General features: G+C 73.5%; 19 protein-coding genes. 11 read left to right on the top strand and 8 right to left on the bottom strand.

Features of this window, described 5'->3' with window-relative positions; translation table 11 throughout:
* Positions 1–9: 9 nt before the first annotated feature.
* Both FZ988_RS16750 and FZ988_RS16755 read right to left on the bottom strand, forming a co-directional pair.
* Positions 10–768, bottom strand: a complete 759-nt coding sequence (locus FZ988_RS16750; RefSeq protein ID WP_149205187.1) for an ABC transporter permease — start codon at positions 766–768, stop codon at positions 10–12.
* Positions 768–1,673 (bottom strand): ABC transporter ATP-binding protein, encoded by a 906-nt coding sequence (locus FZ988_RS16755; RefSeq protein WP_149205188.1) that lies wholly within the window; start codon positions 1,671–1,673, stop codon positions 768–770. Before FZ988_RS16755 ends, FZ988_RS16750 begins: the two co-directional genes overlap by 1 nt.
* A 209-nt stretch (positions 1,674–1,882) precedes the next feature.
* Here FZ988_RS16755 and FZ988_RS16760 point away from each other — a divergent pair, with 209 nt between their 5' ends.
* From FZ988_RS16760 to FZ988_RS16770, 3 genes are all read left to right on the top strand, one after another.
* Complete coding sequence (locus FZ988_RS16760) at positions 1,883–2,803, top strand: RNA polymerase sigma factor (RefSeq protein WP_149205189.1); 921 nt, start codon at positions 1,883–1,885, stop codon at positions 2,801–2,803.
* 115 nt (positions 2,804–2,918) lie between these two features.
* Positions 2,919–3,869 (top strand): alpha/beta fold hydrolase, encoded by a 951-nt coding sequence (locus tag FZ988_RS16765; RefSeq protein ID WP_149205190.1) that lies wholly within the window; start codon positions 2,919–2,921, stop codon positions 3,867–3,869.
* Positions 3,866–4,696: a GNAT family N-acetyltransferase gene (locus FZ988_RS16770; protein WP_149205191.1), complete on the top strand. Its 831-nt coding sequence runs from the start codon at positions 3,866–3,868 to the stop codon at positions 4,694–4,696. The genes FZ988_RS16765 and FZ988_RS16770 overlap by 4 nt, the downstream gene beginning before the upstream one ends.
* A gap of 121 nt (positions 4,697–4,817) precedes the next feature.
* Here the strand turns inward: FZ988_RS16770 and FZ988_RS16775 are convergent, their stop codons facing one another.
* The 6 genes from FZ988_RS16775 to FZ988_RS16800 form a co-directional block, all read right to left on the bottom strand.
* Complete coding sequence (locus FZ988_RS16775; RefSeq protein WP_149205192.1) at positions 4,818–5,501, bottom strand: response regulator; 684 nt, start codon at positions 5,499–5,501, stop codon at positions 4,818–4,820.
* A complete protein-coding gene (locus FZ988_RS16780) occupies positions 5,498–6,910 on the bottom strand; it encodes a sensor histidine kinase (protein ID WP_149205193.1) in 1,413 nt (470 codons plus the stop codon). Before FZ988_RS16780 ends, FZ988_RS16775 begins: the two co-directional genes overlap by 4 nt.
* A 25-nt stretch (positions 6,911–6,935) precedes the next feature.
* Positions 6,936–7,739 (bottom strand): hypothetical protein, encoded by an 804-nt coding sequence (locus FZ988_RS16785; RefSeq protein WP_149205194.1) that lies wholly within the window; start codon positions 7,737–7,739, stop codon positions 6,936–6,938.
* Positions 7,736–8,617 (bottom strand): ABC transporter permease subunit, encoded by an 882-nt coding sequence (locus FZ988_RS16790; RefSeq protein ID WP_149205195.1) that lies wholly within the window; start codon positions 8,615–8,617, stop codon positions 7,736–7,738. The genes FZ988_RS16785 and FZ988_RS16790 overlap by 4 nt, the downstream gene beginning before the upstream one ends.
* The gene (locus tag FZ988_RS16795; protein WP_149205196.1) at positions 8,614–9,540 is read right to left on the bottom strand and encodes an ABC transporter ATP-binding protein; all 927 of its coding nucleotides are present in this window, start codon (positions 9,538–9,540) and stop codon (positions 8,614–8,616) included. The genes FZ988_RS16790 and FZ988_RS16795 overlap by 4 nt, the downstream gene beginning before the upstream one ends.
* Before the next feature lie 148 nt (positions 9,541–9,688).
* The gene (locus FZ988_RS16800; RefSeq protein ID WP_149205197.1) at positions 9,689–10,585 is read right to left on the bottom strand and encodes an aldo/keto reductase family oxidoreductase; all 897 of its coding nucleotides are present in this window, start codon (positions 10,583–10,585) and stop codon (positions 9,689–9,691) included.
* 119 nt (positions 10,586–10,704) lie between these two features.
* Here FZ988_RS16800 and FZ988_RS16805 point away from each other — a divergent pair, with 119 nt between their 5' ends.
* The 8 genes from FZ988_RS16805 (at position 10,705) to FZ988_RS16840 (ending at position 19,952) form a co-directional block, all read left to right on the top strand.
* Complete coding sequence (locus tag FZ988_RS16805) at positions 10,705–11,133, top strand: winged helix-turn-helix transcriptional regulator (RefSeq protein ID WP_342781351.1); 429 nt, start codon at positions 10,705–10,707, stop codon at positions 11,131–11,133.
* A 114-nt stretch (positions 11,134–11,247) separates the two neighbouring features.
* Positions 11,248–12,285: a GNAT family N-acetyltransferase gene (locus FZ988_RS16810; protein ID WP_149205199.1), complete on the top strand. Its 1,038-nt coding sequence runs from the start codon at positions 11,248–11,250 to the stop codon at positions 12,283–12,285.
* Positions 12,286–12,345: 60 nt separating this feature from the next.
* Positions 12,346–13,020: an SDR family NAD(P)-dependent oxidoreductase gene (locus FZ988_RS16815; RefSeq protein ID WP_149205200.1), complete on the top strand. Its 675-nt coding sequence runs from the start codon at positions 12,346–12,348 to the stop codon at positions 13,018–13,020.
* A 27-nt stretch (positions 13,021–13,047) separates the two neighbouring features.
* Complete coding sequence (locus FZ988_RS16820; RefSeq protein ID WP_149205201.1) at positions 13,048–13,383, top strand: hypothetical protein; 336 nt, start codon at positions 13,048–13,050, stop codon at positions 13,381–13,383.
* Positions 13,380–14,216, top strand: a complete 837-nt coding sequence (locus FZ988_RS16825) for a glycoside hydrolase family 31 protein (RefSeq protein ID WP_149205202.1) — start codon at positions 13,380–13,382, stop codon at positions 14,214–14,216. Before FZ988_RS16820 ends, FZ988_RS16825 begins: the two co-directional genes overlap by 4 nt.
* Before the next feature lie 63 nt (positions 14,217–14,279).
* Positions 14,280–15,503, top strand: coding sequence for an ROK family transcriptional regulator (locus FZ988_RS16830; RefSeq protein WP_149205203.1), 1,224 nt, complete (start codon positions 14,280–14,282; stop codon positions 15,501–15,503).
* A gap of 178 nt (positions 15,504–15,681) precedes the next feature.
* Positions 15,682–18,516, top strand: coding sequence for a discoidin domain-containing protein (locus tag FZ988_RS16835; RefSeq protein WP_188079157.1), 2,835 nt, complete (start codon positions 15,682–15,684; stop codon positions 18,514–18,516).
* A gap of 176 nt (positions 18,517–18,692) precedes the next feature.
* Entirely contained in the window at positions 18,693–19,952 is a 1,260-nt protein-coding gene (locus FZ988_RS16840; RefSeq protein ID WP_149205204.1) for an extracellular solute-binding protein, read from the top strand.
* The last annotated feature ends 35 nt before the right edge of the window (positions 19,953–19,987 follow it).

Here is a 19,987-nt window from a genome sequence, read left to right on the forward strand (position 1 = left end):
ACCCCCGGCTCACTCCCAGCGGAACAGTGTGGCTGCGGCCCCGCCGACGACGCCCGCGAGCACCGCCATTATCCCGACCTGGAGCATCAGGGGCGGGCTCGCGCCGGCCGTGGTGGACGCCACGCCCGACCAGGTGTCGAGCAGGGCCTGCACGCCCGGCGGGACGTAGGCGCTGATCCGCACCAGGGCGTCCGGCAGGAGGAACTGGGGCAGGAACACGCCGCCCGTGAACATCGCACCCACGTAGGCGAGCGTCGACAGGCCGGTCGCGAGCCGCAGGGTCGGCGCGACGGCCGCGATGAGCACGCCGACGGCGAGGAGGGCGCCGAAGCCGACGACGAACGCCACCGCGAACTCGAGCGGCTGCCGGGGCAGCGGCACGTCGAGCAGGAGCCAGGCCGACGCGACCACGAGGGCACCCGCCACGACCGCGGCGCCCAGGGCGACGAGCAGCTGCGCCGCGAGCATCGCGCCGGGGTGCACGGGCGTGGTCGACATCCGGCGCAGGATGCCGCGTTCGCGGTAGGTGGCCACCACCACGGGGATCTGCTGGAGGGCGAGGATGCCGAGGCCGAGGGCCAGCGCTGCCGGGGCCCAGGACTGGACGAAGGTCGCGCCGCCGAACTCCTCGGCGGGCTCCCGCAGCGCGGGGATGGCGCCGAGGCCGAGCAGGAGGACGGCGGGGAACAGGACCCCGAAGCCGACCGACACGGGGTCGCGCAGGAACAGCCTGGTCTCGGCGACCGTGAGCCTGTACAGGGCGGACATCAGACCGACCTCCTTCCGGTGAGGGTGATGAAGGCGTCGTCGAGGCTGGCCTGCTCGACCCGCAGGTCGTGCGCGACGACGTGGTGCACGGCCAGCACCGAGGTGACGGCCTGGAGCAGGTTGCCCGTGCCCGTCACCACGACGTGCTGGCCGTGGTGGCGCAGGTCCGTGACCTCCGGGAGGTCCGTCAGGAGCCGCTCGTCCACGGGGACCGACGGCCGGAACTGCACCCGCTGCTGGGCGCCGACGCGCGCCACCAGGCCCGCGGGCGTGTCGAGCGCGGTCACCCGACCGGAGTCGATCACCGCGAGCCGGTCGCAGAGGCGCTCCGCCTCGTCCATGAAGTGGGTGACGAGCACGACCGTCACCCCGGCGTCGCGCACGTGCTCGACGAGGTCCCAGGTGTCGCGTCGAGCCTGCGGGTCCAGGCCCGTGGTGAGCTCGTCGAGGACCGCGACCTCGGGGCTGCCCACGAGCGCGAGGGCGATCGCCAGACGCTGCTTCTGCCCGCCGGAGAGCTTGCGGTACTGGGTGGTGCGCTTGTCCGCGATCCCCAGCATCTCGAGGAGCCGGCCGCCGTCGGCGGGACGCCGGTAGAACGAGCGGTAGAGCTCCATCGCCTCGCCGACCGTCTGCCTGTCCGGCAGCCGGCTCTCCTGCAGCTGGACGCCGACGCGTTGCCGCAGCTCACCGCGGTCCCGGCCGGGGTCGAGCCCGAGCACCCGCAGCGTGCCGCGGTCGGGTGCGCGCAGACCGGTCAGGCACTCGACGGTGGTGGTCTTGCCCGCACCGTTGGGGCCGAGGATGCCGAAGATCTCGCCGGCCTCGACCGTGAAGGAGACGTCGTCGACCGCCGTCGTCGCCCCGTAGCGTTTGTGGAGGTTCGTGACCTCGATGATGTCCATGCCTCGAGCCTCGGCCCTCGGGCGCGAGGGCGGATCACCCGGCCAGGGGCGAGGTCGGTCGATCCCGGCATCGACCGATCGGTTGATGCCGGGCCAGGCGCAGGGGCCGTCCCCGGGCGTTCACCCGCAGGGCGTCGCGCCCGGCGGGACGCCCTGCTTAGCATGACGTCCCGCCCGAACCACCACAGACCGCCGCAGGAGGTGCCGCCGTGCCCGCCACTCTGACGCCCGAGGACCAGGAGAGCCTGGTCCGCCTGGCGCGCGCCGGCGACGCGGCGTCGTTCGGGGCGCTGGTCGCGGCGCACGAGGCGCGTGCGCGTGCGGTCGCCGTCTCCGTGCTGGGCTACGGCGCGGGTGCGGAGGACGCGGTCCAGGACGGCATCCTCACCGCCTTGACCCAGCTCGACGAGCTCCGTGAGCCCGCGGCCTTCGGGGCGTGGCTGCGCACCATCGTGCGCCACCACGCGCTCGCGCAGGTACGGCGGGACCGTCGGTACGCGCCCCTCCCGCAGGAGGAGGACGCGCTCGGCGTCGTCGACCCCCCGGAGCGTCTGTTCGAGGACGCGACGACGCGCGCGTGGTTGTGGACCGCGCTCTCGACGCTCACCGAGCCGCTGCGCACGGTGACCCTGCTGCGCTACTTCAGCTCCGCGCAGTCGTACGCGGCGATCGCCGCCGTGTGCGGCGTCCCGGTGGGGACGGTCCGTAGCCGGCTGAGCCAGGCCCGCGTCAAGCTGCTCGAGGAGCTCAAGCGCGCGGCGGTCGACGCACCCGACCCGACGCTCCGTGCGCAGGCCGACGCCGCCCGGGCGGCCTGGTTCCTGGCCGCCGTCCGGACGGGGGAGCTCGACCGGGCCGTCGACGACCTGTGGGGTGCCGCCATGACCGCGAAGGGCCCCGCCGGCCAGGAGTGGGACCGCTCGGCCCTCGTCGCTGCCCTGCGCGCGGACGTCGACCACGGCGTGGCGCAACGGGTCACGAACGTGCAGACCGCCGGGGACGTGCAGATCTGGGAGACCCGCATGACCAGCGAGGACCTGGACTACTGCAGCGCGCCCGCGGTCCTGTGGCTCCAGCGGAACGCCCACGGCCGCGTCCGCACGCTGCGGCTGTACCACCCCGAGCCCTGACCTGACTCGCGCCGGGTGCACCGACGTCGGACGCAGGATCGAACTTTCTGGGCCCCCCGCGCCTCCTGTCCTCGACGGATCGCAACGGCGGTCCGCTGATCCAGGAGAGACACACATGACATCCACCTCGCACCACGGTGCTCCGACACCCCACGCGACCGTCGTCGACGGTGTCGTCCAGCGCTTCCACGTGGCGGGCCGAGGGCCGGTCTGCGTCGTCCACCCGGGCGGTCCGGGGGCCGACTGGGAGTACCTGCGGATGCCCGAGCTCGAGCGGCACCTCACGGTCGTCTACGTCGAGCCGATCGGCACGGGGCACTCGGGCCGCCTGGCGAACCCTCGCGACTACCGCATCGACACCTACGCGCGGCACCTCGCGCAGGTCGTCCGCTCGGTCGCCGACCCGGCGGACCCGCGCGTGCACCTCATCGGGCACTCGTTCGGTGGGTTCGTGATGGCGCACTACGCCCTGCTCCACCCGGAGCGTGTCGCAGGCGTCGTGCTGTACGCGACGGCCGCCCGGCTCGGTCCCGAGCTGATGCAGCGGGCCCTCGAGACCCTCGTCCGACGCGCGGAGCAGCAGCCCTCGCGCCCGGACCTCGCGGCGCTCCCGGGTGCGCTCCAGGCGATGCTCGAGGCGACGACGGACGAGGCGTTGGCGCAGGCGCTGCCGTCCGCGCTCCCGCTGTACGTCGGCGACCTGCCCGCGCGTGCGGAGGTCGTCGAGGGGCTCGTCCGGACGATGCGCCTGGCGGCGACGCCGCTGGGCACGCCGGAGATCTCGCCGTTCGACGTACGCGGCTCGCTCGCCCGGATGACGGCGCCCGCGCTCGTCCTGTGCGGTGAGCTGGACCCGGTCTGCGGCCCGGAGTGGGGACGTGAGCTGCACGCGCTGCTCCCGACCTCGACCTACGTCGAGGTGCCCGAGGCCGGGCACATGCTGCACCTCGAGGCGCCGGACCTGTTCGCCGGAGCGGTCCTCTCCTTCCTGGCGGACGCCGGAGCTGGGCCGGGCGCCGGAGCGGGGCCGGTCGCCGGCGACGAGGTCCGGGCGGCGGACCTGTGACCGCCCTCGGCACGGACCTCACCGCCCTGCTGCACAACTGGGACACGTACTGGCTCGGCTGGGGGGTCCGGGACCGCGGCAGCGTCGACGGGCTCGCGTACCACGTCTCCGGTGTGCCGCACCCGATCCTCAACGGGGTCACGTCGAGCGCGGCCCCCGCGAGCGAGGTGCTGCCTGAGCTCCGCGAGAGGCTTCGCGGCCTGCCCTGGGTGTGGCAGGTGAGCCCGCTCAGCCGGCCGGGGACCGTGGACGAGCTCCTCGCGGGTGGTGGCGTCGACGCGGGCTCGCTGGACGTGATGGCGCTGGATCCTGCCGCGTTCCGTCCGGTCGCGGAGCCGCCCGCCGGCCTGAGCGTCAACGAGGTGCCGGCTGAGGCGGACCTGGGGCCCTGGGTCGACGGCTACCGCGACGCGTTCGGCGTCCCGCCGGAGGCCCGGGACCTCACGGTCGGCGTCGAGCGGCAGCGCAGCTACGACGCGGGTGCCCGGACGCGGCTCGTCGGCGTGCTCGCGGGCTCCGTCGTGGCGACGACGGAGGTGCTCGTCACCGGGACGGTCGCGGGCATCTACGTCGTCGCGACCCAGGCGGAGCACCGCGGTCGAGGGATCGCGACGGCCCTGGTCAGCGCCGGCGTCGAGCGTGCCCTGCGCGACGGCGCGACCGCCGTGACGCTCCAGGCGGAGCCCGGCGCGCTCGGCGTGTACCGCCGGGTCGGGTTCCGCAGCGTCTCGCACCTCACGTCCGTCTACTTCGCACCGGCACCGGCACCGGCACCGAAGTCGTCGGCGGCCGAGCGGGCGCCGCGGACGGTGGCGCGCAGCACGTAGCGCTGGGGCGAGGCCGGGGGAGGGCGTCCGCCCGGCGGCACCACGCGTGCTGCCGGGCGGACCCGACCGGGCGAGGAGGACGGCGGTGACCGCCGGGCCCGGCTCCGCGGCTCGGCGGACGTCACCGCTGCCCGGCGCCGCCCCCGACCAGTCCGGACTCGTACGCGATGATCACGGCCTGCACGCGGTCCCGTGCCCCGAGCTTCGCGAACACGTTGCCCACGTGCGTCTTCACGGTGGTCTCGGACACGATCAGCAAGGTCGCGATCTCGGCGTTGGAGGCGCCCTCCGCGATCAGCCGCAGGACCTCGAGCTCGCGCGGCGTGAGCACGCTCAGGCGGGGGTTAGGGGCGTCGTCCGCCGTCGCCCCGGCGCTCGCGGGCAGATGGGGCGCGAAGAGGTCGAGCATCCGGCGCAGCACGCGTGGTGCGACGACGGCCGTGCCCGCGGCGACCGTGCGGATCGCGTCGACGAGCTCGTCGGGCCGGGCCGACTTCAGCAGGAACCCGCTCGCCCCGGCGCGCAGTGCGGCGAACGCGAGGTCGTCCACGTCGAACGTCGTGAGCACGAGCACGCGGGAGCCCGGGTGCTCGGCGACCACGCGCCGCGTCGCCTCGATGCCGTCCATGCCGGGCATGCGGATGTCCATGAGCACGACGTCGGGCGCGAGCGCCGCGACCTGCTCGAGCGCGACCCGGCCGTCGGCGGCCTCGCCGACCACCTCGAGGTCCGGCTCGGACTCGATGACGAGCCGGAATCCGACGCGCAGCAGCGACTGGTCGTCCACGAGGAGCACTGTCGTCACGGCCGACCTCCCTTCTCGTCGGTCCACGGCAGGGTCGCGTGCACGCGCCAGCCGCCGCCCGGCCGGGGACCGGCCTCGACGTGGCCGCCGAGCAGCGCCGCGCGTTCCCGCATCCCGACGACGCCGCGTCCGGTGCCGCCACCCCCACCCGTGCCGGGGCGTGCGCCGCCCCCGTCGACGACCTCGACCTCCACGGTGGTCGCGGTGCGCCGCACCGAGACCTCGACGGACGATGCGCCCGGCGCGTGGCGCAGCACGTTGGTCAGCGCCTCACCCAGGATGCGCACGACCGCCAGGCGCACCGACGTGTCGGCCGGGAGCTCGGTGTCCAGACCCGTGGCGCGCACCGGGACGCCCGCAGCCTCGAAGCGCTCGACGAGCGTCGACAGGTCGACCTCGGTGGGTTCGGCACGACGGCCGTCGCCCTCGCCGCCCGCCGGGCCGAGCGCACCCAGGACGCCCTGCATGTCGCCGAGCGCGGCCCGTCCGGTGCGGGCGATCTGCCGCACCGCGTCGCGGGACAGGTCCGGCGCTCGCTCGAAGGCGGCGTCCGCGCCGTCGGCCAGGCTGACCATCACCGACACGTTGTGCGCGACGACGTCGTGCATCTCCCGTGCGATGTGGGCGCGCTCGGCGGCCCGTGCCAACGCGGCGCTCTGGTCCCGCTCCCGCGCCAGCGCGCGGTAGCGCTCGACGAGGTCCTGCGCGTGCAGGCGGCGAGCGCGCGCCGCCGACCCCACGGCCACGCCGAGCAGCAGGACGGCGTGCAGCACGAGCAGCGACCCGGTCCTGCGCGCCGCGGCGAACGGTGGCTCGGGAAGGCTTCGCGCCGGTTCCCACGGCTCGGCGATCGAGGGTACGGCGCTGTACCACAAGGTCATCTCGACGAAGCCGAGATGCTCCCACCACCACGTCGCCGCCGTCAGGACGACCAGCACGAGGGCGACCACCGACCAGGTCACGCGTGGCCCGTGCGCCGCCGCGACGCTGTAGAGGGCGCACGCCACCGCGGCTCCGAGCACCCCCTGGACCCCGGCCACGAGCACGGACGCGACGAACCCCGCCACGAGCAGCGCGGTCACCGTGAGCGGCCGGGCCCGCCGGAACAGCAGGAGGGCGGCCCCGCCGAAGGCCCCGACGAGCCATGTGGCGGTGACCGTGCGCTCGATCTCGGAGTCCATCGGGTACAGGCCCAGGAACCGCGCGCCGACGGCGGCCTGCCAGGCGAAGATCACGCCGACGAGGCCCACCAGGACGATCGCGACGGCGACCGTCACGTCCATGATCCAGGGGTGCGCGTTGACCAGCCGTGCGACGGGGCTGCCGCCGCTGACCTGGGCCTCCGTCAGCGGGGCGTCCTCCGGCCCGGGCGCGCCGGCGCTCGCGGGCGTCGCGCGTCGGATCACCATCGGGCCACTGTGCCATCCCGCTCGTTCAACGGACGTCATGCCGCGACAACCGGTACGCCGCCGCCGCGAGCAGCACCACCACCCACACCAGGAGCACGACGCCGCCGCCCCACACCCCGAGCTGCGGCCCGCGCGTCACGGCATCCAGGCCGGCGAGCGCGGCGTCGTCCTGCAGGAGCCGGGCGCCCGACGACGGCAGGAAGGCGCGGATCGTGTCGGTCGTCCGGCCGGGGTTCATCGCCAGGAGGTGGTCGCCCACGAGCACGAGCAGAACCCCGGCGACGAGCGCGGACGCGGGGTGGCGCAGCAGCGCGCCGAGGCCCACACCGAGGAGGGCGACGGCGGCCGAGGCCAGCACGAAGCCGAGCAGGGCCCGGGCAGCGCCCGGCACCGAGAGGTCCAGGGCGGGTGCGTCCACGGCGCGGACGCCCCCGGTCGCCAGGTAGGAGGCACCCAGTGCGACGGACGCCGTGGTCAGCGCAGCCAGGAGCGTGACCTGCACCTGCGCCGCGAGGACGGGCAGTCGCCGGGGCACCGTGGTGTAGGTCGTCCGGGCGGTACCCGTCGTGTGCTCGGACGTCCCCACCAGGACGCCCAGCACGAGGAACCCCAGCTGGGCCAGGACGAACCCGGAGGTCACGACCCAGGAGCCGGACCGGCCGTCGCCCGGCCGGACGAACAGGCCGAGCCCGTACGCGGTACCCGCCGCGACGGCCACCGTGCCCAGCGCGATCCAGACGTTCGACCGCACGCTGGTGAGCTTGGTCCACTCGGCGCGGAGCACACGGAGCCCGGTCGACCCCGGCCGGCCCATCACGGCGGCGGTCATCGCACGTCCCGGGCGTGCAGCCGCACGGCTGCCGCCGCGAGCAGCACCACGATCCACGCGAGGAGAACCAGGCCGCCGCCCACCGGGCCGAGGTCCGGTGCGCCGTCGATCGGACCGTAGGAGGCGGGGATCGTCATGAGCTGTGCGGCACCACCGGGAGAGAAGGCCATGAGCGTGCCCGGCACGGTGGTCGGCACAGCGCCGTCCACCAGACCGGTCGACGCGGGGTCGGCGCCGACCATGGGGTCGCTCACCATCATGAGCACGATGGGCAGGATGAGGACGGCGAACAACCCCGTCAGCATGGCCGGAACCGTGCGGCGCACCAGCGCCCCCAGGGCCAACCCGAACAGTGCCAGGCCGACGCCGAAGGCCACCATGCCGAGCATCAGTCCGGGAGCGTCGCCGCCGGTCAGGTCGACGGCGATGCCCCGCGATGCCGCCGGCGGCCAGATCCCCACCACGCAGGCCGCCGTCGCCGCCACGGCCAGGGCCAGCGCGAACGCGGTCAGGGCGAGCACCTGTGCGGCGAGCACGGGCAACCTCCGGGGGGCCAGCGTGAAGGTCGTCCGGAACGCGCCGGTGCGGAACTCGCCGGCACCCACCAGCACGCCCAGCACCAGCGGGCCGACCTGGCCCAGAACGAGGCCCGTCGACAGCGAGTCGACCGGCTGGAACCCGGAGTCGACCGAGGATGCCTGCGCGCTCAGGTACGTGATTGCCCCGGTGACCAGCACCGTCACCGCCGCGACCCACCACGGTGAGCGCAGCGACGTGAGCTTGGTCCACTCCGCGGCGAGCAGGCGGGCGAAGGTCGGGCCGGAGCGGGCGGTGGCCAGCGCCCGGGCCGCGCCCGGCACCGTCGTCGCGGCGCTCACCGGGTGCGCCCGAGGGTGTCGGCCGTGCGGTACTCCACGGAGTCGCCGGTCAGCTGCAGGTACGCGTCCTCGAGCGACCCGGACTCGGCGCCGAGCTCCAGCACGGTGACCCCGCACCGGCGGGCGGCCGTGCCGACGTCGTCGACCGACGCTCCGTGCACCTGCAGGACGCCGCCGTCCTGCGGCGTGACGTCGGCGCCGGCCGTGAGGAGCTCGCGGGCCAGCGCCTCGGGGTCGGTGGTGCGCACCCGCACGGCGCCGGCGCGCTCCGAGCGGGCGACGATCTCCTGGACCGTCGCGTCGGCGAGCAGACGGCCGCGGCCGATGATCACGACCCGGTCGGCGCACAGCGCGAGCTCGTGCATCAGGTGCGACGAGAGGAGCACCGTGCGGCCCTCGGCCGCGAGCTCGCGCACCAGGTGCCGCACCCACAGCACGCCGTCCGGGTCCAGGCCGTTGACGGGCTCGTCGAGGATGAGCGTGGCAGGGTCGCCGAGCAGCGCCCCGGCGATGCCGAGGCGCTGCCCCATGCCGAGCGAGAACGTGCCTGCGCGGCGGTTCGCGGCCGGCTCGAGGCCGGTCTGCGCGAGGACCTCACGCACGCGTGCCTTGCCGATGCCGTGGGTCTGGGCCATCGCCAGCAGGTGCTTGTACGCCGTGCGCCCGGGGTGCACCGAGCGGGCGTCGAGCATGACGCCCACCGCGTGCAGCGGCGCGGGCAGGTCCGCGTACCGGCGACCGGCGACCGTCGCCGTGCCCGACGTCGGGCGCTCGAGACCCACCACGACGCGCATGGTCGTGGACTTGCCCGCGCCGTTGGGGCCGAGGAATCCCGTGACCGTCCCCGGCCGGGCCGTGAACGTCAGCCCGTCCACCGCCGTCGTGCTCCCGTAGCGCTTGGTCAGCGCCTCCACCTCGATCATCACGTCTCCTCGTCGTCGGGCCGGTGCCCGTGCGGGCGTCCGTCGGCGACGTTACGGAGAGGGACCGGGCGGCCGGCACCTGCTGGTGGAGGAGACCAGCGGGCTGTGCCCCTCCTCCCACGGGAGGAGGGGCGTCCACCGTGGGGCGCTACCCGGCCGTGACCCGTGCGTCGGCCCGGCCGATCCCGTCGAGCACAGCCAGGTCGGCCGGCGTCAGCGCGAGGCCCGCCCCGGCGACGTTCTCGCGCAGGTGCGCGACGGAGCGGGTGCCCGGGATCAGCAGGATGTTGGGCGAGCGCTGAAGCAGCCAGGCGAGCGCGACCGACATGGGTGTCGCACCGAGCCGCTCGGCGACGTCCGTCAGCGCGGCCGACTGCAGGGGGCTGAAGCCGCCCAGCGGGAAGAACGGCACGTACGCGATGCCGTCCGCCGCGAGCGCGTCCACGAGGTCGTCGTCGTGCCGCACGGCGAGGTTGTACATGTTCTGCACGCACACGATCGGCGTGATCGCGCGGGCCTCGGCGACCTGCTCGGGCGTCGCGTTGCTGAGGCCGAGGTGGCGCACGAGCCCCTGGCCCTGGAGGTCGACGAGCGTCTCGAGTGCCGTGGCCAGCGAGCCGGGCTGCGGGCCCGACGCGTCCCCGAGGCGCAGGTTGACGACGTCGAGCACGTCCAGGCCCAGGGACTCGAGGTTCGCGTCGACCGCGCGCCGCAGGTCGTCCGGGCGTCGCGCCGGTGGCCAGCCGCCCTGGGCGTCCCGCGTGGCGCCCACCTTGGTGACGACGTGCAGGGAGGCCGGGTAGGGGTGCAGCGCCTCGCGGATGAGCTCGTTGGTCACGCGCGGGCCGTACGCGTCGGCGGTGTCGACGTGCGTGATGCCCAGGTCGACGGCCTCGCGCAGCACCGCGAGCGCACCGTCGTGGTCCGCCGGTGGGCCCATGACGCCGGGCCCGGCGAGCTGCATGGCGCCGTAGCCGACGCGGGTGACGGTGAGGTCGCCCAGGGTCCAGGTGCCGCCGGGGAGCGTGGTGGAGGTCGCGGTCATGTCTCGCCTTCGGGTCGGTGGGTGGTTGTGCCGTGGTCGGCGTGGCACCAGGATGGGGACGAAGGCTCTCTGACGGGAAGTAGGCACCTGGAAGTGCGTAGGGCACCGGGAGGCATGTGGTGACGGCGACGGCGGCTCAACGCCGGGCACAGGCGAAGGTCGAGTACGACGCGTTCCTGGCGGTCTGCCCGAGCAGGCAGCTGCTCGACCGCGTCGCCGACAAGTGGGTCACGCTCGTGCTGTGTGCGCTCGGGGGAGGGAGCGACGCCGGGTACGGCGAGCCGCGTGCGATGCGCTACTCCGAGCTCGCGCGCCAGCTCGCGGGCGTCAGCCAGAAGATGCTCACCCAGACCCTGCGGACGCTCGAGCGCGACGGACTGATCACGCGCACGGTCACCCCGACGGTCCCGGTGACCGTGACGTACGAGCTCACCGAGCTCGGCGCCTCCCTGCGGCAGGCCGTCGCGACCCTCAAGATCTGGGCGCAGACGCACATGGACGACGTGCTGGCGCACCGGGCGGCGTACGACGAGGTGCCTGGGCGCTGAGTCGCGCCGCCGCTGCCTGCGGGAGCGGGCCGCGGCGACCAGCGACGGCCGCCCTCGGGCCGGGACGTCGCTCCGGGAGGCCGGCCGGGTCGCCTGTGCGAGAAGATCGTGACGATGACGACTTCTCCGCTGGACCCCATGACAGCTCTCGACCTCCCTGCCGGCTGGCGCGCGCACGCCCCCGGCGCCGACGACGTGCCAGAGCTCCTCGCCCTGCGTACGCGGCACGAGGTGGCCGTGCGTGGCCGCAGCTCGACGGGCGCCGCAGACGTCGAGAGCGAGGTGGTCGGCTCCGGGGCCGGCACCCGGTCCCACGTCGTGGTGCGGGACGAGCAGGGCGTCGCGCGCGCCTGGGCGACGGTGCACGACCGTGCCGCGGGACGGCTGATCGTCGCCGTGCTGGTGGACCCGGACCGGGCGGACGCCGACCGGCTCGCGGCGAGCCTTCTCGCCTGGTCGGAGGTGACGGCGTCGCGCATCGCCCTCGGGCGCGGGCTGACCGTGGTCCAGCTGGACAGCGGTGCGTTCGAGCCCGACGCCCGCCAGCAGCGGTGGCTCGCGTCGGCCGGCTACACCCACGCGCGCACGTGGCTGCAGATGTCGCGGCCGGTGGTCGACGACGATGCGCGTCCGCCGAGGGACCCGGGTCCAGGCGTGCGGGTGCGGCCGGTCGTCCGGTCCGGCGACGGGATGCCGGACGAGGCCGATCTCGTGGCCGTGCACGACGTGCTCGAGCAGGCGTTCGCGGACCACTTCAACCACCACGAGGAGACGTTCGACCAGTTCGTCGACCGGTTGCGGGCCGACCCAGGCCACCGGTGGGACCACTGGTGGCTGGGTGAGCTCGTCGACGGTCCGCGGGTCGAGCCCGCCGGCGCGCTCGTCGGGAGCGCGTCGCTCGACCCCGACGGCAGGCCGGTCGGCAGCTACGTCGAGTACCTCGGGGTGCTGCGCACCGCCCGCGGGCGTGGGCTCGCGACGTCGCTGCTGGACGCGGTGATCACCGACGCCGCCGACCGGGGCCGGCGCTCGGTGGGCCTGGAGGTCGACGCGGACTCCCCGACGGGCGCCAAGGAGCTGTATCTCTCGCTGGGCTTCGAGACCGGCTACGTGACGCAGTCCTGGCACCAGGAGCTCGTCCTGGACCGCTAGCCGGGGCGCGGCGGTGACCGGCGCTATCGTCGATCAACGCACTCCGCTGAAGGGACGGCCATGCCCACCATCGCGATCGTCGGAGCGGGACCGGGCCTCGGGGCCGCGGTCGCGCGCAGGTTCGGCGCCGAGGGGTTCTCCGTCGTCCTCCTCTCCCGGGACCAGCCGAAGCTGGACGAGCTCGCGGCCGAGCTCCAGGAGGGCGGCGTGGTGGCGCGCGGGTACGCGGCGGACGTCCTGGACCCCGCCGCACTCGAGGCCGCCCTCACACGTGCGGCGGCCGAGCTCGGCCCGGTCAGCGTCCTGCAGTACAGCCCGCTGCCCTCCAGGGACTACCTCAAGCCGGTGCTCGACCTGACTCCCGAGCTGGCGCTGGAGGCGCTGCGCTTCTCGGCGCTGGGGCTCATCCACGCCGTCAGGTCGGTCCTGCCCGCGATGCGGGCGGCGGGCCAGGGCAGCATCCTCCTGATCAACGGGGGGACGTCCGTGAAGGCGCGGAGCGACTTCGCCGGGACCTCGGTCGCGTTCCCGGCCGAGAGCGCGTACGGCGAGATGCTCCACGACGCGCTCGAGGGTGAGGGCATCCGCGTCGCGCAGCTCGTGATCCCGGGCGGCATCCCGAAGCTCAGGCTCGAGAACGGCATCGACGACGTGGCGCAGCGCATCTGGGAGCTCCACAGCGCCCGCGGCGAGTTCCGGACGATGCTCATCCCGCTGGAGGAAGGCCGGGAGTGAGTCCGTCAGCCGCATGGGGAGGGGCCGATGGCTAGGATCTACGGCTACTTCGAGCACCCCGACGACCTGACCCCCGGGCGGTCGAAGGAGGGGGGACTCCACCAGAACCTCTACGACAGCGACAGGCGCCTCGCAGACCACGCCACGTTCTTCCCGGACGACGAGGAGCTGCAGCCCGCCCACGGGAGCGCGGCGGCGTCAGGAGATGGCGACGACCTGACTCTCGAGGGTCTGCTCGGCGCGCTCGTCCTCCTCGGAGCCATGGCCGCCTTGGAGACGGCGAAGCCGCACGTCGTGAAGTGGTGGGGCGACCAGGCGCTCCCTGTCCTCAGGTCGACGTGGCACAGGCTGGCCACGCCATGATCGGGAACCTCTACCCTCAGCTCTTCGCCCGCGCGTTCCACGACGGGCAGACGGCCGCCGGGCAGGACGACGTCGTCAACCTCGTCCGGTGCGTCTGGGCAGGCAGCCAGCGGTACGGGGCGCTGGCCTGGTCGGGGGACATCCACTCGACCTTCGAGGACCTGCGCAGCCAGGTGACCGCGGGCATCCACATGGGTGTGGCGGGCATCCCGTGGTTCACCACCGACATCGGTGGTTTCCACGACGGGGACGTCGACGACCCGCAGTTCCGGGAGCTGCTCGTGCGCTGGTTCCAGTTCGGCACGTTCTGCCCGGTCATGCGCCTGCACGGCGACCGGCTGCCCTACCGTGACGTCACGGCTGCGGACGGCTCGCGCCGGTTGCGCAGCGGCGGGCCCAACGAGCTCTGGAGCTTCGGCGACGAGGTCTACGAGGTCCTGGCCGCGTACGTCCACCTGCGAGAGGCGCTGCGTCCCTACACGCGGGCCCTCATGGTCGACGCGCACGAGCACGGTCAGCCGGTCATGCGCGGCATGTTCCACGAGTTCCCGCACGACGCGACCGCCTGGGACCTCGACGACCAGTACATGTACGGGCCGGACGTCCTCGTCGCGCCCGTGCTCGAGGCCGGCGCGACGTCGCGGGCCGTGTACCTGCCGAGCGGCGCCCGGTGGACGGACGCGCACACGGGCGACGTGCACGACGGCGGACGCTGGGTCCGCGCCAGCGCGCCCCTCGCCGTCGTCCCCGTGTTCCTGCGCGACGGCGCGTTGCCCGCTCTCGTCGGTGCGCTCCCGGGGCCGGGCGTGCGCGCATCCGCGGTCGGTACGTGAGGGGACGCCCTCGCCAGGGTGCTGTCCGGGGTGGCCGGGGAGCGACGTTGGTATCTTCGCGCCATGGTCGATCAGGGTTCCGGCAGGGTCGGCGGTTCGCCTGCCCCGGAGGCCGCGACCGTCAGCTCGTTGCGGCAGCGCAACCGGGCGCGCCTCCTGGCCCACGTCCTGAAGTCGGGCCGCACCACGCGGGGTGACCTCGCGCGGGAGTGCGGTGTGTCCATCGCGTCGGCCACGAACATCGTCAACGACCTCGTCGCGGAGGGGCTGGTCCACGAGACGGGGCTCATCGCGTCGCGCGGGGGCAGGCCCATCGGCGTCGTCGAGCCACGGCCTGAGGGGGCGTACCTGGTCGGTGCGGACGTGGGGGAGCGCGGCGTCGCGGTCGAGCTGTTCGACCTCGCGATGCACCGGATCGACCGGGAGTTCCGCGGCGGGCGCGACCAGGAGAGCCCGCAGACGATCGCGCACGACCTCGACGACGCCATCGGCGCGCTGCGTGAGCGCAACCCGCAGGCGTGGGCGTCGCTCGCCGGCATCGGGCTGGGCCTGCCGGGCGTGGTCGGGACGGCGCCCGACGGTGCGCAGACGCTGTACGCGCAGAGCCTGGGCTGGGACCCCGTCCCGGTCACCGACCTCGTCCACGTGGACGGCCCGGTGTTCGCGGAGAACGGCGCCAAGACGCAGGCGATGGCGGAGCTGTGGTTCGGGGCGGCGCGGGGCATCGAGCACGCGCTCGTCGTGCTCCTCGGGCGCGGCGTCGGCCTCGGCATCATCGCCGACGGCCGGCTCCAGCGCGGCGCGACGAGCAGCGCCGCCGAGTGGGGCCACACCAAGATCGTTCGCGGCGGGGCGCTCTGCCGCTGCGGGGACCGCGGGTGCCTCGAGGCCTACGTCGGCGCGGACGCGATCCTCCAGGCGTGGCGGGACACGGGGGCCACCTTCGAGGGGACGGGCTGGCGTGCGATCGGCGAGGTCCTCGAGGCTGCCGAGGCGGGGGAGGCCGGGGCCGTGCGGGTCGTCGACGACGTGGTCGCGTCGCTCGGGGTGGCGCTGGGCAGCGTCGTCAACCTCACCGACCCGCAGCGCATCGTGATCGGCGGCTGGGTCGGCCTCCGGCTGATGGAGCGGCTTCAGCCGCGCCTCATCGAGGCGACGCGCGAGAACGCGCTCACCCTGTTCGGCGGCCGGGTTGACCTCGTCGCCTCCGCGTTCGGCGGTGACACGGTCGCGCTGGGGGCCGCCATCATGCCGATGGAGTCGCTGGTCCGGGCCCCGCGCCCGTAGCCCCTCGCGTGTGCGGTGCGTTGCGGGTGGCCGTCCCCGCATAATCGCAGCACTTAGTTCAAGGCCTCGACAAAGCCCTTGGGCGATGCCACGCTGACTCCCGCGGGCACCGTCGCCCGCGCCCGCGTCATCACACGCGCATCCACCCCGTGATGAGCGGGCATGGTCGAGGAGGATCATGAAGGGGAAGACGTTCGCGGGCGCCGTCCTGGCGACGACGCTCATGGCAGTGGGGCTCACACCACCGGTCGCGGCCAGCGCCGCGCTCGGGAACGGTGACTTCATCAAGGCCGACGGAAACGTCCTGAGGCTCAACGCGGGCACTGGCGCAGCGATCAACCTGCGCGGGACCAACATCGGCGGCTGGCTCACCCAGGAGGACTGGATGTCCCCGCTGGGCGAGTTCGCCGTCGACCGCACCGGCTGGTCGCTCAGCGCCTCCGCGGGGACGGCCTCGGCCGCCGCCGACGGGTCGGGCACCGCCCGGTGGACGACCGGCGCCAACCAGAGCGGCGGCGAGTGGATCCAGGCGAACCTCGGTGCGCCCACGCTCTTCAACCGTCTGTCGATCGACAACACGGCGAACCCCGGGCAGTACCCGCGCACCGTCGACGTGCAGGTGTCGAACGACGGGACAACCTGGGTGAGCGTCGCGACCCAGCCGGGTGCCGACGGCGTCACCACGGTCAAGTTCGCCGCCCAGGTCGCGAGCCACGTCAGGGTGCGTCAGACGGGCTCCGCGTCCGCGCTGTGGTCGGTGGGCGAGCTCAACCTCTTCAACGACCCGGTGCTGCACAACGGCGCGCACACGGCGTCGGCCTTCGCGACCGTCGGCGGCGGGTCCGCGGCGAACGCGCTCGACGGGAACGCGGCCACCGCCTGGCAGAGCGGCACCCCGCAGGTGCCCGGCCAGACCTTCACGATCGACCTCGGCCGCAACGTGGACATGGACAAGGTCCTGTTCGACTCGGGCGCGGCCGCCCCCGACGACTACCCGCGGACCTGGGACGTCTACGTCTCCTGGGACAACGTGAACTTCACCCAGGTCGCGAGCGGCTACGGCACCAACCGGGTGATCCAGGCGGACTTCCAGGGCACCAAGAACGGCAGGTACCTGCGGCTCGCGTCCAACGGCACCTCGTCCCAGTGGTGGAGCATCGCCGAGGTCGCCATCTCCAGCGGCACGTCGCTCGACCGTGCGGGCTGGGGCGTCACGGCGTCCGTGGGTGCCTCCCCGGCGGCCATGGTCGACGGCAACGTCGGCACCAGGTGGACCACGGGTGCGGCCCAGACCAACGGGCAGCAGGTCCAGGTCGACATGGGTGCGCTCGTCACGCTCGACAACGTGACCATCGACACCGCCAAGAACACCTCCGACGAGACCGACTACGCGCGGGGCTACCGGCTCGAGCTCTCGAGGGACGGCAGCACCTGGACGACGGTCGCGACGGGCGTCGGCACCCGCAAGGCCACGACGATCGGGTTCGTCGCGCAGGCCGCGCGGTACTTCCGGCTCACGCAGACGGGGTCGTCGGGCTCGTGGTGGTCGATCGGCGAGCTCACGGCGGGCCTCTACAACGACGACTACTCGCTCCAGCTGTCGATGGCGAACCGCTTCGGCACCGCGGGCGCGCAGACGATCATCGACGCTCACCAGGACACGTGGATCACGGAGGCGGACCTCGACAACCTCGACGCCGCGGGCTTCAACTTCGTGCGGGTGCCCATCGGCTGGAACACGTTCCTCAACCTCGACGGGACGTGGAAGCAGAACCCGTGGGAGAAGATCGACTGGGTGGTCCAGGAGCTCAGCGAGCGCGGCATCTACACGCTCATCGACCTGCACACCGTTCCCGGTGGCGGGTGCCCGTGGGGGAGCTGTGGTCGCATCGGCCCCAACCCCAACGGCTTCTGGGGGACCTCGACGTACCAGGACTGGGTCGTCGACATCTGGGAGGAGATCGCGGCGCGCTACGAGGGCAACCCCGCCGTCGCCGGCTACGACCTCATCAACGAGCCGCTCATCGACTACGGCGAGGACGCGGACGACGTCGCCCAGAAGAGCGCGTACTACGACCGGCTGTACGACGCGGTCCGCGCGATCGACCCGGACCACACCGTCGTGCTCGGCGCGTTCTTCAACCTGGGTGCGATCACCCCGCCGTCGACGCACGGGTGGACCAACGTGGTCTACGAGTACCACCCGTACGACATGCCGAACTCGAAGGACTGGACGGCGCAGAACCAGCTCGTGACGAACGAGCTCGACGGCCTCGCCGCGAAGCTCGCGAACCCCGGGGTGCCGATCCTGTACGGCGAGTACTCGCTCTACTACAACGACGACGTGTGGGCGCGTTTCATGGCCGGCCTCAACGCCTCGTCGGTGTCCTGGTCGGCGTGGACGTACAAGGTCAGGGGCACCGCGAGCGACGGGTTCGCCTACTGGGGCATGTACTACGACAACCAGAAGCCGATCCCGGTCATCAACAGCGACAGCTCCGCGACGTTCATCTCGAAGCTCGGCCAGTTCGGCACCGGGAGCTTCACGAAGAACACGCGGTTCGTCGCGACGTTGGCGAAGTACTCCGGCGGCCTCTCGACGTACTCGCCTACGGCGATCAGCCACGCGGGGTGGACGGCGACGGCGTCGAGCACCGCACCGGGGTCCTCGCCCGCGGGCGGGGTCGACGGCGTGGGCGGCGGCAGCTGGGCCACGGGCTCGGCGATGGCCGGCGGGGAGTGGTACCGCATCGACATGGGTGCCAACCGCACGGTCGCGATGGTCACGGTCCAGACGCCGACGGGGAACACGTGGGACTACCCGCGTGGCTTCGACGTCGCGGTCTCGACCGACGGGACGTCGTGGACGACTCTGGCCACGGGCATCGCGTACGGCTGGAAGCGGCCGATCTCGGTGACGCCCACGACGGCGCGCTACATCCGGATCACGCAGACCGGCGCCGCACCGCAGTGGTGGACGATCGACGACGTGAGCGTGTACTCGTCGTACTGAGGTGTGACCTGGTGCGGGCCCTCGCCGTCGTCGGCGGGGGCCCGCACCGCTGTCCGTGCGCGTCCTGCCTCGTTACTCGATCGTGATGCGCGATGCTTGCCGCAGGCATATTCCAGCACTTATTCTTGGTCGTGAAAGAAGGAGCTGCACCCCCGACCTCCAACGAAGGAGCTGTCATGAGCAAGGCCCGCACCACCCGCAGGATCGGCGTGGTCGCCGTCGTCGCGACCTTCGCCCTCACCGGCTGCGGGGGGCAGTCGCCCGAGGCCGACGCCGCCGGCGACGACACCGAGACCGCGCCCCTGACCGTCTGGGTCATGGGCGACTCGGGTGCCAACCTCGAGGCCGCCGTCGAGCCGTTCACCGCCGAGACGGGCATCGCCGTCGACGTCGAGGCGATCCCCTGGGACAACGTCAACGACCGCCTCACCACCGCCGTCGCCTCGGGCGAGGGCCCCGACGTCACGCAGATCGGCCTGTCCCACCTCGCGTCCTTCCTCGAGGGCGGCGCGCTCGAGGACCTCACCGACTACGTCCCCGACCACCCCAACCTCGACCCCGCGAACTTCCCGAGCGCCGTCGCGGCCGAGAACCTCAACCCTGAGGGCGGGCTGTACTCCGTGCCGTGGGTGAGCGACACGCGTGTGCTCTTCTACCGCTCGGACATCCTCGCCGAGGCAGGCATCGACGGGCCGCCGGCCACGTGGGACGAGCTTCGCACGGCGGCGACCACCCTCGCCGCCCGGGGCGACGGGCAGTACGGCTACTACATCCCGCAGTGGGACGCTCCGCTCCCCGTCACCTACACGTGGCAGTCGGGCGGCGACGTCATCGCCAAGGACGGGACCATCGAGCTCGACACGCCCGCCTTCCGGGAGGCCGTCGACCACTACCTGGGCTTCTACGAGGACGCGTCCGTGCCCACGGCCGGTGACTTCGACCAGACGGCCGGGTTCATCTCGGGCTCCGCACCCCTGCTCGTCTCGGGCCCCTACCTCGCAGCCGCCATCGCCGAGCAGGCCCCCGACCTCGAGGGCAAGTGGGGCGTGACCACGGTGCCCAGCAACGACTCGGCCACCTCGCTCTTCGCCGGCTCCAACCTGGGCATCTGGAGGGGCACCGAGAACATGGACGCCGCGCTCCAGCTCCTGGACTTCCTCACCGAGGCCGACACCCAGGTCGCCTGGTACGACGCCACGGGCGAGCTCCCCGCCGTGACCGCCGCGTTCGACGACGCGGCGCTCGCCGACGACCCGCTCGCCGTGGTCTACGCCGAGCAGCTCCAGGACTCCCGCCCGCTGCCCATCAGCACCGCCTGGGACGAGGCGAACAAGGCAGTCCTCGAGTCCCTCAACGCGATCGCGCTGACCGGCGCCGACAAGGAGCAGACCCTGACGGCCCTGTTCGCCACGATCGAGGAGATCAACGCCCGATGAGCGGGAACGGCGGTGCCGGCGGGCCCCTCGGCGGC

It is taken from the genome of Actinotalea subterranea, assembly GCF_008364845.1.
GTDB lineage: Bacteria > Actinomycetota > Actinomycetes > Actinomycetales > Cellulomonadaceae > Actinotalea > Actinotalea subterranea.

Bases quoted from the DNA above. Each gene is read 5' to 3' on its own strand.
- FZ988_RS16810 (WP_149205199.1), top strand. From the start codon at position 11,248: ATGACGACTTCTCCGCTGGACCCCATGACAGCTCTCGACCTCCCTGCC.
- FZ988_RS16780 (WP_149205193.1), bottom strand. From the start codon at position 6,910: ATGGTGATCCGACGCGCGACGCCCGCGAGCGCCGGCGCGCCCGGGCCG.
- FZ988_RS16825 (WP_149205202.1), top strand. From the start codon at position 13,380: ATGATCGGGAACCTCTACCCTCAGCTCTTCGCCCGCGCGTTCCACGAC.
- FZ988_RS16800 (WP_149205197.1), bottom strand. From the start codon at position 10,585: ATGACCGCGACCTCCACCACGCTCCCCGGCGGCACCTGGACCCTGGGC.
- FZ988_RS16820 (WP_149205201.1), top strand. From the start codon at position 13,048: ATGGCTAGGATCTACGGCTACTTCGAGCACCCCGACGACCTGACCCCC.
- FZ988_RS16830 (WP_149205203.1), top strand. From the start codon at position 14,280: ATGGTCGATCAGGGTTCCGGCAGGGTCGGCGGTTCGCCTGCCCCGGAG.
- FZ988_RS16815 (WP_149205200.1), top strand. From the start codon at position 12,346: ATGCCCACCATCGCGATCGTCGGAGCGGGACCGGGCCTCGGGGCCGCG.
- FZ988_RS16765 (WP_149205190.1), top strand. From the start codon at position 2,919: ATGACATCCACCTCGCACCACGGTGCTCCGACACCCCACGCGACCGTC.
- FZ988_RS16835 (WP_188079157.1), top strand. From the start codon at position 15,682: ATGAAGGGGAAGACGTTCGCGGGCGCCGTCCTGGCGACGACGCTCATG.
- FZ988_RS16750 (WP_149205187.1), bottom strand. From the start codon at position 768: ATGTCCGCCCTGTACAGGCTCACGGTCGCCGAGACCAGGCTGTTCCTG.
- FZ988_RS16755 (WP_149205188.1), bottom strand. From the start codon at position 1,673: ATGGACATCATCGAGGTCACGAACCTCCACAAACGCTACGGGGCGACG.
- FZ988_RS16785 (WP_149205194.1), bottom strand. From the start codon at position 7,739: ATGACCGCCGCCGTGATGGGCCGGCCGGGGTCGACCGGGCTCCGTGTG.
- FZ988_RS16840 (WP_149205204.1), top strand. From the start codon at position 18,693: ATGAGCAAGGCCCGCACCACCCGCAGGATCGGCGTGGTCGCCGTCGTC.
- FZ988_RS16795 (WP_149205196.1), bottom strand. From the start codon at position 9,540: ATGATCGAGGTGGAGGCGCTGACCAAGCGCTACGGGAGCACGACGGCG.